At 46.9% G+C, this 13,865-nt stretch carries 7 protein-coding genes; 4 read left to right on the plus strand and 3 right to left on the minus strand.

Annotated features, from left to right (window positions below):
* Window positions 1–9 precede the first annotated feature (9 nt).
* From FTD44_RS06215 to FTD44_RS06230, 4 genes are all read left to right on the plus strand, one after another.
* Window positions 10–7,191: a SpvB/TcaC N-terminal domain-containing protein gene (locus FTD44_RS06215; RefSeq protein WP_222165651.1), complete on the plus strand. Its 7,182-nt coding sequence runs from the start codon at window positions 10–12 to the stop codon at window positions 7,189–7,191.
* The gene (locus FTD44_RS06220) at window positions 7,191–7,673 is read left to right on the plus strand and encodes a hypothetical protein (RefSeq protein WP_222165652.1); all 483 of its coding nucleotides are present in this window, start codon (window positions 7,191–7,193) and stop codon (window positions 7,671–7,673) included. The genes FTD44_RS06215 and FTD44_RS06220 overlap by 1 nt, the downstream gene beginning before the upstream one ends.
* 314 nt (window positions 7,674–7,987) lie before the next feature.
* On the plus strand, window positions 7,988–10,180 hold the full coding sequence (locus FTD44_RS06225) for a hypothetical protein (protein ID WP_222165653.1): 2,193 nt from the start codon (window positions 7,988–7,990) through the stop codon (window positions 10,178–10,180).
* A 5-nt stretch (window positions 10,181–10,185) separates the two neighbouring features.
* On the plus strand, window positions 10,186–10,902 hold the full coding sequence (locus FTD44_RS06230; RefSeq protein WP_222165654.1) for a hypothetical protein: 717 nt from the start codon (window positions 10,186–10,188) through the stop codon (window positions 10,900–10,902).
* A 68-nt stretch (window positions 10,903–10,970) separates the two neighbouring features.
* Here the strand turns inward: FTD44_RS06230 and FTD44_RS06235 are convergent, their stop codons facing one another.
* The 3 genes from FTD44_RS06235 to FTD44_RS06245 form a co-directional block, all read right to left on the minus strand.
* Window positions 10,971–11,759, minus strand: coding sequence for a M15 family metallopeptidase (locus tag FTD44_RS06235; RefSeq protein ID WP_222165655.1), 789 nt, complete (start codon window positions 11,757–11,759; stop codon window positions 10,971–10,973).
* A gap of 27 nt (window positions 11,760–11,786) precedes the next feature.
* On the minus strand, window positions 11,787–12,683 hold the full coding sequence (locus FTD44_RS06240) for a hypothetical protein (RefSeq protein WP_222165656.1): 897 nt from the start codon (window positions 12,681–12,683) through the stop codon (window positions 11,787–11,789).
* Between the two features lie 86 nt (window positions 12,684–12,769).
* Window positions 12,770–13,828 carry a gliding motility-associated C-terminal domain-containing protein gene (locus FTD44_RS06245; protein ID WP_222165657.1) on the minus strand — a complete coding sequence of 353 codons (1,059 nt, stop codon included), beginning with the start codon at window positions 13,826–13,828 and terminating at the stop codon, window positions 12,770–12,772.
* Window positions 13,829–13,865 lie beyond the last annotated feature (37 nt).

Raw genomic sequence — 13,865 nt, forward strand, 5'->3', positions numbered from 1 at the left:
GATGGAACCATGAAAAATACAGATCAGCAAAACAACAATCAAGAACAAACCAGGAGCCAGTCCGCAAAGGCCTCGCCCCTGGAACAATACAGCGTCCAGCCCAAGCAGGACGAGGATCGCAGTCCCTATTACAAAAGCGCTGCGCCCGCTATCGCCCTCCCCAAAGGGGGAGGCGCGATCAGGGGAATAGATGAGAAGTTTACGGTAAATGCCGTGAACGGAACAGCTTCAGTAGAAATCCCTCTGCCCCTTACGGGGGGCAGAGGAGGTTTCTCTCCTGCCTTATCGATCAGCTACAGCAGTGGTGGTGGTAATGGTATCTGCGGACTGGGATGGAACCTGGGCCTGCCTTCTATTCAACGTAAAACAGACAAGCGTTTGCCGGAATATGATGATGCACATGAAAGTGACGTATTCCTGCTGGCCGGTGCCGAGGATTTAATTCCGGAACTGGATGCACAGGGAAATCGCCTGATCTCCACAGAAGGAATCTACACGATTAAAAAATATCGTCCGCGCATCGAAGGTTTATTTGCCCGCATCGAGCAGATCAGCCAGGCACAACAGGTGTGGTGGCGCGTCACTACAAAAGACAATATCACTACTTATTACGGACTGAATGCAGCAAGCCGGATCGCCGATCCAGCTGATGCTACACGTATCTTCCAATGGCTGCCCGATATCATAGTAGACCATAAAGGAAATGTGCAGCAGTTTGTATACGTTGCAGAAAACCTGGACAATGTTCCGGATCATGTATTTGAGCGCAATCGACTAAACGGAACCGCAGTCTGCACCAATACATACCTGAAAACAGTTCGTTATAGCAACCGTACTCCTTATTTCATTGCAGAAGCCGACATGTGGAAACCAGTGCTTCCGGACACAGACTGGTTGATGGAAGCCGTAATAGACTATGGGGACCACTCCGGCGAAAATCTGGTTCCTGATCAGAACTGGGCGTGCAGAAAGGATGCCAGTTCTGGTTTCCATGCAGGTTTTGAGATCCGCACCTGGCGCAAGATTCAGCGTGTGTTGATGTTCCACCGCTTTGAAGACTTAAACGATGGTGCAGCAACGCTGGTCCGCAGCCTGGAACTGCTGTACAAAAGTGATACCCAAACTACCGCAGAAACGCTGGAAGCAGACTTCATTACAGCAGCCCTATCAAAGGGATACAAGCTGGATGGCAATGGCAACTATATTTCCAAAACCTTACCGGCAATGACCATGGAATATAGTCCACTGGTATGGGATACTACTATTCATAAAGTAGATGCGGCATCTTTCCGTGGTGCACCACAGGGCTTAACAGGTCCTTACCAGTGGACAGATCTGGAGGGAGAAGGCATCAGCGGTATCCTGAGCGAGCAGGAGGGCAACTGGTACTATAAACATAACCTGGGTAACGGACAATTTGCTGCACCTAAACAAGTCGCAGAAAAGCCTAATTTCTCCGGCTTGGGCAATGGTCTGCAGTGGCAGGATCTGGATGCAGACGGCCGCAGACAATTAGTGGATGCACAGCTGGCCAAAGGCTACTGGCAGCTGGACGGACCGGATGCCTATACCGAATACAAAAGCAAATGGGAGCCTTTCCGCACGTTTGAAAAAAATATCAATATTGACTGGAATAGTCCCTTCACCAAAATGCTCGATCTGAATGGTGATGGTCGTGCCGATGTGCTGATCACCGAAGACCGCGCCTGGAGCTGGTGGGAGAATGAAGGGAAGACCGGTTTTGATTTTGGAGGAAACAGTCCGGTATGTATAGATGAAGAAAAAGGACCTTCTTTACTGTTGCGCGATGCAGTGCAGAGCATCTTCCTGGCCGATATGAATGGCGATGGCATGACCGATCTGGTGCGCGTGCGCAATGGTGAAGTCTGCTACTGGCCTAATATGGGCTATGGTCGTTTCGGAGCAAAAGTGAGCATGAGCAATGCACCGGTTATGGCGGAGCCAGATCTCTTCAACCCGCTATACATCAGCCTTTCGGACATTAGTGGCACGGGAGCTGCCGATATTATTTATACAGACGGCCATAACTGTACGGCCTGGATCAACCATTGTGGCAATGCCTTCTCCGAAGCAGTAGAGATCAATCCGCTACCGGCAACCGATGCATTCAGTAAACTGGTGGTGATGGACTTCCTGGGCACGGGAACGGCCTGCCTGGTATGGAGTTCTCCATTACCTAAATATGCCGATGCACCCATACAGTATATCGACCTGATGGCGGGTATCAAGCCACACTTACTCATACAGTATCACAACGGTACCGGTAAAACCGTAAGTGTATCTTATAAAACCTCTACTCAGTATTACCTGCAGGATAAACAGGATGGACTGAAATGGGCTACCCGTCTGCCTTTCCCGGTGCATTGTATCGATACGGTTACGACTTATGATGTTGTGAGCGATACTCGTTTTGCGCAAAGCTATCGTTACCGTCATGGTTATTACGATCATGAGGAGCGAGAGTTTCGCGGATTCGGATATGTAGAAACGGTAGATATCGAAACGGTAGATCATACCGAAGGCAGTATGGACCAGGAACCCGTACTGACCAAAAGTTGGTACCATACCGGGGCCTGGCTGCGCGGTGATGCCATTCACCAGGAATTTGCCAAAGAATATTTAGCATTTGAAGGCTGGGATACGCCTTTTGCAGATGGCCAATCAAGACCCATTATTACGATGCCGCAGGGTATGGATACTTTGCAGCAAAGAGAAGCCTGTCGCGCCCTGAAGGGCAGTCCGCTGAGACAGGAAGTATATGCTTTACCCCAAAATGAATTACCGCACATTTATACGGTGACAGCATTTGCCTATACAGTGAAGCTGGTACAGCAAGCACCGGTTAATGCCGACTGGCATGCGCCCATACATGCCTCTTTTATGAGTTTGCAGGAACAGCAGATCGCCTTCAGTTGTGAAGGAAATATGGAAGATCCGCGTATCATGCACCAGCTGACTTTAGCAACAGATGCGTATGGCAATCCGAAAGAGCAGGTACAGATCGCCTATGCCCGTAAGCATAGTGATACCAGTCTGCCGACAATCGTACAGCAGGAGCAGGCAAAGATCCACATCACTTACAGTACCAATACTTTTACAGAAGATGCCATCACAGCACAGCATTATCGCCTGCGGGTACCATACGAGCAGAAAGCGTATGAAGTGCGCATCGCTGCTCCGGTAAATGAGCCCCTGTATAGCATCTCCGGGCTAAAAGCAGCAATTGCTGATACAACTGAAATCGATTACAGTCAAAGCAGTACATTGGGTACGCGCAGACTGCTGAGCCATGGAAAAACAAAATTCCTGGGTAATGATACCACTACGGTATTGGCTTTGGGGGCGCTGGATACCCTGGGCCTAGGATATGAAAGTTACCAGAAAGCTATTACGGAAACCACCTTAGCCTATGCCTATGACAGTCGGGTCAATGATACCATGCTGGAAGAAGGCGGTTATGTGGACATGGATGGCTGCTGGTGGATTCCCTCCGGAACAGCAACTTATGATTTACCGCAACTGCATTTCTACACACCGACCACTTTTACTGATCCCTGGTATAATGTGACCGTTGTAGAATTCTGGGACAATGATCGCATGCTGCCTAAGAAGGTGACCGATGCGATAGGCAACAGCAGTGAAGTCCTGCGCTACAACTGGTATACCCTACAGCCAGAGCGGATGAAAGATGCCAACAATAATATCAGTGAAGTGCTGTACGATGCTCTGGGTATGGCCGTCGCCATGGCCGTTAAAGGGAAAGACGAGGGTACTGAAGGAGATACACTGAGTGGCCTGGACATTGATAGTGCTAGCGATCTGACTAACCAGCAAGCCTTCTGGAGCAACCCGGACAGCATTGCAGAGGAACTCTTACAGGATGCTACCTGGCGTTGTGTCTATGATATGAACAGCCTTCCAGTGCGTGTAGGCATGATTGCCTGCACAGAGCACACGTACGGAACGGCCATTAATACACCAGAACTATTGATCCGACTGAGTTACAGTGATGGATTCGGCAGATTAATCATGCACAAAGCGATTGCTGATGCAGTACAGGATAAGGACTGGATCGGTACCGGAAGAACGGTGTACAATAATAAGGGCAATGCTATTATGCAGTACGAACCTTACTTCAGCGATACCCATCTCTGCGATACAACCGAACAAGCCGCAGCGCAGGGTGTAAGTGCAAAAGTATTTTATGATCCGGTGGGTCGTGTGCGCGAAACGCAGATGCCGAATGGTACCTTTAGCCGTACCCGATGGACCGCCTGGGAGCAGGAAGTCTGGGATGCCAATGATACCGTTCTGGAAAGTGGCTGGTACACGGCCCGCATTGGTGGCGCCTTAGGTACTGCCGAGCAGGAAGCGGCTACAAAAGCAGCCGCACATGCCAACACACCAACCATCGTTCATACTGACTCTTTAGCCCGTGGTTTCTTTACCATACAGCAAAGCGATGCGACAACCTTTATTGAAAGTTATGAAGTACTTGATATACAGGGACAAAGGGTTTCGATGTTCGATGGCCGCGGATTGCAGCCTTTACAATACCGTTATAATATGCTGCAGGCACCTTGCCGGCAAGAAAGTATCGACAGTGGCACGGCCTACACCTTACTGGACATAGCAGGACAGCCGCTCTACGCCTGGGATGCAGAGGACCGCAGCACCTATATGACTTATGATGTGCTGCGCCGACCGCTGGCCCGCTATTTAACACCAAGTGGTGGAACAACTACTAAACCCGAATACTGGATTTATGGTGAAGGGCAGACTGACGATACCGCACTGAACCTGCGCGGACAATTATATGAACACTTCGATTCCAGTGGCAAACAGCAGGTAGTACAATACGATTTTAAAGGAGCACCGCTGGAAAGTACACAACGATTACTCAGCAGTGCGACCATCACAGAAGTAGACTGGGACAATGCTCCGGCTTTAAGTACCGAAGTATTTACGGCCACCATACAATATGATGCACTGGGCAGAGCGGCTAAAACCACCGATCCCGGCGGGCACGAACATCATTATATTTTTGCACGCAGTGGTGCCTTGCAGCAAGTAAAGCTTAACGGAACGATTTATGTTCAGGACATCGTACATGATGCCAAAGGACAAAGACAGGCCATCTGGTATGGCAATGGTACAAAGACCTCGTATACCTACGATCCCTTTACTTATAGCCTGCGTCGCCTGCTTACGGTAAAGCTCAGCACCAACGATATGTTGCAGGACCTGAATTATGTGTATGACCCTTCGGGCAATATTACCCGTATTACCGATGCGGCACAACAAACCTTGTTCTTCGACAATACAGTAGTGAGTCCCGATCAGGTCTTTACCTACGATGCCCTCTACCGCCTCATCCAGGCAGAAGGCCGCGAACAGAAAGGCACCAATGATTTTGAGGTAACGGACAATTTCACCGACACCTCCTGGAAGGTGGCCCATAAAGGAGATGGCGCAGGGGTACAAAGGTATACGCAATACTATACCTACGACGAGGTGGGCAATATTCTTGAACTGCAGCATAGTGCCGGCACGGCGAGCTATACCCGAACTTATACCTACAGCAATAGCCATAACCGATTACTGAGTACTACGGTGGGTAGCGATACCTACACCTATACGCATGATGTACGCGGCAATATGAGTGTCTTACCACACCTCAATAGCATGAGCTGGAACCATCACAACGAACTGGCTTCGGTGGTGAAAGGTACAGACACCACTTATTACCAATACGGCGGTGGACAACGCATCCGCAAGCATACCATAAAAGGTACGATTGCAGAGGAGCGGATTTATTTGGGCGATTATGAAATCTACCGTAAATTCGACAATAGTTCTTTGATTTGTGAAAGAGAGACCCTGCATGTAAGCGATGACAGCGGACGCATTGCGATGCTCGAAAACCGGGCTTACGGCACGGCTGCTGACGATAATAATACTGCAGCTACCCTCACCCGATATGTTTATAGCAATCACCTGCAATCGGCATCACTGGAATTAGATGAAAACGCATCTATCATTAGTTACGAGGAATATCATCCTTACGGTACCACATCTTACCAGGCCGTAAATGCCAGTATTAATGCCGTAGCCAAACGCTACCGCTATACCGGTAAAGAGCGGGATGAGGAATCTGGCTTGTATTATCATGGTGCCCGTTATTATATACCCTGGTTATGTCGATGGACAGCGGTAGATCCGATGGAGGCAAAGTATGCGGGCATGAGTCCTTATAACTATGGCTTCAATAACCCGGTGATGTGGAATGATTTGAGTGGAGCCGATCCGAAGGATGGAGAAAAGGCCAATTCTCAACAGCAAGAAACAAAAAAAATCGATCCCCCTAAGCAAAAAAAGCATACTAATTCTCAAAAAGAATCAACAAAAAAAATTGAAACATTAAAGTACTTCTACCCCAATTCACATTTAAGCATAAGAGCAGATGAAGCATTAGGGTACCAAAGTGCTAAACCATTAGAATATATCGCAAATGTTGCAAGATTGCATCTAGAGGACGTTGCCAAATACAAAGATCTAATTAGCATTAATTTTCAAATGTTTAAAGATGGGAAAATTAATGGCAAATTATGGTATCAGCTAAATGATGGATATGAAAAAGAACTGCTAAAACATGAAAAAGCAGCGAAATGGGCTATACAAATATTGTATAAATGGGGTCTCGAGCAACATAATTTAGATTTATATAATAATATTATAGCAATCAGAAATAGAGTTTACAGTGAAGTTGCTCTTCAAATTGCACTTGAACCTGTTGGCGAAGGGCTAGGGATTATGCTTAATAGAGGAGCAAGTTTGGGAATTAAAATCATAGGATATGAAGGCAAATATGGGGTATTTGGAATGAGAGGAGGGTATGGTCTTTTCGGTGAAAATGGCTGGAAAGTTAGGGGATACAGAATAGATGCTATGTATGCAGGTGAAACAGCAGGAACAGGAACATTTTTCTCTGTAAAACAGGAAGTAAAAGGCGGCAACCTGTTGCGCTGGGATTATGGTCTTAAACATAAATCAACCGAAATGTGGTTACATTCCACCTTTAGATTTAATATAAAAGGACAAACCTATGGCAGCTCTGCTCAATTTCCATGGTATGCGCCATTTAAATACACAAAATACTTAAGAAAATAATGATAGATAAATTCTTTTATTCAGAAAATAGATGGTCAATCAAAACCGAAAATCATTGCATAAACATTTCTGAAATATTATGGAATGATATCTTTGAAAGTATACTAAATCAGACTTCATTTGTATACTTTACAGGATTTAGACTAGATTATAAGCCTGAATCTTTTTTAATAGACTTAGGGTTTGTATCTAAAAGAGAATATGTATCAATTGATAACTTTATGCGTTTGTTTTTTGAGGTTTCTGATATTCAAATACTATCTCCTAGAAAACTACTTTCATGTTTTTTTGACAATTATGAATATCCTGCACTAATATTCTCACAAAAAGATATATTCATTGAGCTCTCTAATTGTGTAAGAAATAGAACGAGCAACTTAGACATTCCAGAAATCTTTGAAGGTGTGTACTTGATCCATAAGCAAATTGAGCAAGACGTTTTGTGGTTCAATAAAAGTAGTAACATGCCTACACTAAATTAGCTCCTCTTTTCTGTTAGTAATTTCACTTATGAACATCTTTTCACCCCCGGTATCCTCCGATACCGGGGGTCTTTTTTTAAATATTTTCTCCTTTTCTCAAAGCCTGGACATGTCCTGGCGTAGGCAGGTCGTTTCTTTGCTATATAAACACGGACACCCTATAAACCCTGAAACACCGAACCTACACCATGAAAACTATTACAAATTTAATCCGGTACCCTGGCTGTTTTTTCCGCAGGATTACGCACTACCTTAGTGTGTTCCTTGCCTACACCCCATCCCTGCTACTACTCACTGTTTTTGCCCTGTCACTTATGATCCTCCCTCAAGGAGCAGACCTTTTGGTCAAAACTACGGAAAGCAGCCACTGGTATTCCGGACTCTGGGTCCTGCTCTCCCTTTTTTTCTGGAGCTATATGCTCTGGTATTCGGGCCGCATGATCTCTTACTGTAAAGAAAAATTATTCCGTAAGTCTTCCCGGCTGATGTTCCACATTCCACGCCTGCTGGGCTTTTCGGTCTACAGCATATTTATTTCAGGCTTGCTGATCAGCACTGCCGATCGGGATCAGTTCGATACCACAAGCCTGCTGGGCATACTGCTCATGGGCATTCCCCTGCAATACGTAACCTTACATCTTTTGCTTAAAGAACTGAGCAATCGCATATACTTTTACTTTGGTCAGAAAGGTGTCAATTATACCTTTCGCATTACAGCATTATGCGGTGCATTGCTGATCGCATCTGTAATACCCGGCACCTATCATGCCTACTGGCTGATGCTGGTCACCCTGTCCCTTCAGATCTGTTTCCTGCTGCTGGTGATGATCCGCAAAGAGATTAGCGAAACACGTATTCCCTTGTGCTGGAAATACCGCTTACAAAGACTTTTAAACCGCCTGTTCCGTTCCTTTCGTCAGCGTATACCGGAACGGGAAGAACATGCTTTCCTGGTCTTACAGTTATTGGCCTTTATTTCTTTCATCACTTTTGTACTGACGATTACCATACAATCCTTTGCGGTTGCATTGGGTAGTATTACCGTACTCATGCTGGCTTTCGGATTTTACACCGGCCTCTGCAACCTGGTCTGGGTATTTGCTTATGTGCACCGTATCAACATTGTATTTTTCCTTTTCCTGCTGGCACTTGGCGGTGCGCAGTTACATAATGTGCATCGCGTAGAAACGGTGCCCGTTAAAGGTTTAGACTATAGCCTGCGACCAGATTTTAAAACTTACATCTATTCCTGGCTGGCGCATCATGAAGAGGCTTTACGCAACCCCGATCAACCGGTGGTCCCTATGATCTTTGTACACAGCGATGGTGGTGCCTCCCGCTCCGGCTATTGGGTGGCCGGGGTATTGAGCCGCCTGGACAGCCTGAGTGAAACACAGTTCAGTCAGCACCTGTTTGCACTCTCCGGCGCATCCGGAGGTAGCCTGGGCAATACGACTTATTATAGTTTACTGTATTTACGACAACTACAGCATATACCGGCGCTGCATACCGAAGCAGAGGCTGCCGTTTTTCTGAATCATGATTTCCTCAGCTTTAGCCTGGCACGGATGATGGGGGCAGACCCCGTAAATTACATCTACCCCATACTGCCCGACCGGGCAAGGGCACTGGAACAAAGCATGGAAGCGGCCGGAACGGAACAATCTGTATTACACGGATTTTTTGCCCGGCCTTTTTCAACCCTATGGATCGACACCGCTAGCCGTACGTTACTGCCTATTCTATGCATTAACACGACACGTATGCAGGATGCACAACCAGCTGTAATCAGCAATGTATTGCTGAGCCGGCTGGCTTTTGGCAAAAGGCTGGATGTATTATCGTTGCTACCTCCTGAGGAGGATATCCGCATCAGCACAGCAGTGGTGCTGGGCGCCCGTTTCCCCTATATCAGTCCGGCAGGCAGTATTGCACAACAGGCACAGGCCAGGCTGGAAGAACACTACTTTGTAGATGGTGGTTATTTCGATAATTCGGGTGCCGGTGTGGTGCATGAAATGATCCTGGAGATTGAAGAATTGTTCCGGCATGATGATTACCTGAAAGCGCATTACGGAATGAGTTTGCAGAAGATCCGCTACCAGGTACTACACATCAGCAACAGCCCGCGTAGTACACCAAAACTAAAACGGATCAACACGATGGTGAACGATCTGGCGGCACCCTTCATTACGCTGGTGGGTTCATACAATGCACAAACGGCGGTGAATGATTTTCGCCTGCAGGCTTATGTTACGGCTTTGCAGCAATACCAGCGCAGTATGCCTTTGTATCCAGCCTATCAGGAGATCAATCTGTATCTGAATGACAGCCTGGCGGCAAAGGAATATTACAGTATGAACTGGGTACTATCGGATGCTACCATACAACGCATGACGAAGCGGTTACATACCCACAGCGACATACAGCAGTTTGCTCATTATTTGAAACTGCACACCTTGCCCTATACGAAACTATTGATGACCCAAACTCATAAACAACCTTAAACACTATGGCTTTACAAATTTTCAATCCGCAATCTGAATCCGGTGTATACCAATTGCCGGATTCGGCGCCCATCCTCAGTCCCGAGCATGTACAGCGCCGGCTTACGAACAGCAAACAATTATCAGGAATAGAGCTACGCATCCGTTCTGTGTTTGTCAAGAACAACCGCACGATGAAGTTCTGGCCTTTCCCCGGGTTGGCTAACCTGTACCTGGTATTCTTCATTCTGAGCGATACTCCCAATCAGTCTTTATGGCCGGTACGGGTAATTACCTTTCCGGGAGTTGATGATCATGATAGTCTGCCGACTAATGAAACGATCTTTTATTATGCTGATGAAAACGGGATCAATATGCCCGGCCAGCTGCATCTTATCGCTACGGTAGTGAAGAGTAAGAAAGACATGCGTAATGCCGGCGCTATACTGGAGCAGCTACAGCAGGATGTACATTATGATAATCTCCTGCAAAAGGTTACGGCGATGACCCGCAATGCGACCACAACCGGTGCGATCATTGAAAGCATTAAGGACCTGAGTCACCTGGTAGGGCAATACCTGGGCAAAGTGGAAGATCGTCCACTCGCTACAATCATGAAAAGCTTTACAGCACTGGCCGGAGACTGGGATGATGCAGGCACCCGTACCATCAGTATCTCTACGAGTAATGTTGATTTTGCATTTGATCTGATCGTGAAGAAACAGGATCTGCTGATCGCTTAAATCCTACAGACATTTATATAAAAGAGCCGCGAGAAATAATCTCGCGGCTCTTTTATATGGATATTTTATCAGGCACTTAATCTTGCGGCTTGTACATGCATCCAGTCGTAATTGCGGGTGCGACCCAGGCTTACCCAGCCTTCTTTTTCCCAGAACTGCCACCAGGCTTCATATTCCACTCCGGCAAAAGCAGCTTTGTCCCTGCCCCATTTCAACTGGTTTCGCTCCGGATCAAAGTCCAGTGCAATGCCCCAGGAATGTGTGCTGAGTGTCGTTCCGTTGCGGGTCTTACGATACTGGAAGCAGCCTCCGTAATGGTTCAGGTGCAGGCGGTCAATATCCTCTAAACCGTAATGGTCCAGTACCTGGTTCAGTACACGCAGTATACTGTCTTTTACTTTGTAATGCGTGGTAATCTTGTCTACCGTTTGTGTGGTATCCCAGGCCAGCTTAAAGGGATAAGGGATGGCATAGGTAACCAGGTTAGGATTATGCTCGGCAAATGCGGTGCCGTAAAAACGGTTCAGCGAAGTCTGCGTCTGTAGCGGCCATACATTTTCCGCAGCCGGAGCAGCAGGCGGGAAGATGAGTATAGCAGATAGCTGGTTAAAAGCCCGTTGTGTTTCCGGCCCCCAGATACCGTCTACCGGCCCGGGATCATAACCGGATTGTTTGCAATATAGTTGTATACAGCCGGTCAGTTTACGATCGGTATCCCAACGTACAGGCAGGCTGGAGAGCAGCCCCAGCGCTGTTCTGGTTTTTGGCCCCGGTATGCCATCTACATTACCTACCGGTAAGGATTGCTGTTGTAAAAATTGTTGTGCTGTTTTAATTTGTTCCATAGTCCATTTCATGATGTTACAGTTTGTGTATTAAATGTTTTAAAGCCATATTGTTTCGTAGATATCTTTGTAGTCGGCAGCTTCAATAATTTCAAATCCCACGCGCTCCAGGAAAAATCTTTTTCCAGCGTCGATATTCATTTCTCCACGTGTACAGACATACCAGCCTTTACGTTTCTGATCCCTGTATTTCCGGTAGAATTTCATTCGCTCTATCAGCAGCCAGCGGAGGAATGTTTCATTCTCTTCCAGTCCCAACCCAAATATGAACAGTGATTTCCCGAACAAAATCTGCAGCCAGGTCTTCGCACCTTTCCATAACAGCATATGATCGCCGGAATGCAACTCTTCTTCCTGCCCTTTGTAAAACATAGCATGTGCGCGTTGCACACTGCCCATGTAGTGACTCAGGCCCAATCGTATGCTCCGATGGTAATTAATCATACCATTGATATACCAGATCCCGAAACCGTCTGTAGGAAAGGCTAAAGGAGCAAGGCCATGATAAGTGCTCCAGGGATAAAAATCCGTGAAGCCCTCTGACTCTGTACGCAACAGGCTACAGGAAAGCGTTCTCGAAAACGTTTCCTCAAAATTGGTGGTCAGTAAGGGTGCATTCAGCCCGAAGATATTTTCTGTAATCAGGCGATGATGATCTGAAGGCTGCCAGTCCTGTAACATTAGTGCTACTTCTTTCTGCAGCTGTAATTCACGGGTGTTTTCCAGCTCCAGGATATCATAGAATTCTGTAAGAGAAATACCATTGGGCCTCCGGGTAAGGGTTTGCAAGGCCACTTTATCCCAAAGCTGCATCAGCAGATCATCCCAGGAGAGGGCATGAGGATTATTGGGATACCGGTTGATGCCGTTACCAATAATAAAGGCAATATTGTCCCGGTTGCCGAGTATGATGTCTTTGATTTCGGAAGGATGCATACAGATACAATATGAGTACCTGTAAAATAACGAACCGGCTACGCCATTGTATGACGCAGCCGGTAACATTTTAATAAACAACAACACTATCGGATCAAAGTAAGGTCTCCTTTGAATTCCTGTAAAACACCGTCCTGCAAACGCAGGCGGATATGGTAAATATAATTTCCTGAAGGTGCCGGATCCCCTTTAACCGTGCCATCCCAGCCCCTGCTGCCATCAGTAGTTTCAAAGACTATGCGTCCCCAGCGATCGAAAATGCGGAACACTTCTACACCCTGGTAACCATAATTGGCAATCTTAAATTCATCGTTTAGCCCGTCTCCGTTCGGTGTAAATGCATTGGGCATCTGCATACCGTCTTTAACCGTAACATTTGCATAAGCAGTATCCAGGCAGCCATATTCACTTTTACCAATGATCGTGTACTGTACCGAAGCCTGCGGATAGGCTACAGGATACTCGCTGCGCGTATTACTGATCCAGGGCGATTGGTGCCACCAGTATTCTGCCGCACCGCTGAGGCGGTACTGAATTGACGTCCTCGCTATAATAGTTGTATCTGCAGGTAAAACGATCAATTCCGGTTGGGGCCTGCGTTGTACCGTAATTGTATCGCTGCCGGTGCAATTGGTACTGCGATCCCTTACGGCTATTATAAACTCCTGTGTCTGTCCGAGGTGGCCCATAGAATAACTGCTGTCGGGTTTTTCCAGCAATGCAGCCGGTTGCCAGCTGTAGTCATAGGCTCCGGCATAGAGCATTTCTGCCCATAATGTAAAGGAGCCATCGCAGGTGGCGGTATTGCTTCTATCCAGCAGAATGGTTAATGGTTTCTGTACCAGTATCACTTTCTGCACCGTCATCCCATTTACGGTATACGATAATATGCACTGATAGGGGAAGACGGTAATACCCTGTGTAGCGGTAACCGGATTGAAGACCCAGCGCCCCTCTTTCTGAATCACCCCACAGCCGGCGAAAGTACCCCCTGCGGGAATACCGGACAGGCCGTATGAAACATCGCCATAACAATACCGGGATGGTAATTCTGTGCCATCCTCCAGTCTTATATCTGCATTGTTCTGTGCCAGGCACAGCCGGCAGAGTAATGATAAAAACAATGTGATTACAGCGATACGCATATACTCCATAAATTATAGTTCCGGACGCGGTAAAGCC

This window comes from Edaphocola aurantiacus (assembly GCF_019797745.1).
GTDB classification, from domain to species: Bacteria; Bacteroidota; Bacteroidia; order Chitinophagales; family Chitinophagaceae; genus Edaphocola; species Edaphocola aurantiacus.

Bases quoted from the DNA above. Each gene is read 5' to 3' on its own strand.
- FTD44_RS06215 (WP_222165651.1), top strand. From the start codon at position 10: ATGAAAAATACAGATCAGCAAAACAACAATCAAGAACAAACCAGGAGC.
- FTD44_RS06220 (WP_222165652.1), top strand. From the start codon at position 7,191: ATGATAGATAAATTCTTTTATTCAGAAAATAGATGGTCAATCAAAACC.
- FTD44_RS06225 (WP_222165653.1), top strand. From the start codon at position 7,988: ATGATCCTCCCTCAAGGAGCAGACCTTTTGGTCAAAACTACGGAAAGC.
- FTD44_RS06230 (WP_222165654.1), top strand. From the start codon at position 10,186: ATGGCTTTACAAATTTTCAATCCGCAATCTGAATCCGGTGTATACCAA.
- FTD44_RS06235 (WP_222165655.1), bottom strand. From the start codon at position 11,759: ATGAAATGGACTATGGAACAAATTAAAACAGCACAACAATTTTTACAA.
- FTD44_RS06240 (WP_222165656.1), bottom strand. From the start codon at position 12,683: ATGCATCCTTCCGAAATCAAAGACATCATACTCGGCAACCGGGACAAT.
- FTD44_RS06245 (WP_222165657.1), bottom strand. From the start codon at position 13,828: ATGCGTATCGCTGTAATCACATTGTTTTTATCATTACTCTGCCGGCTG.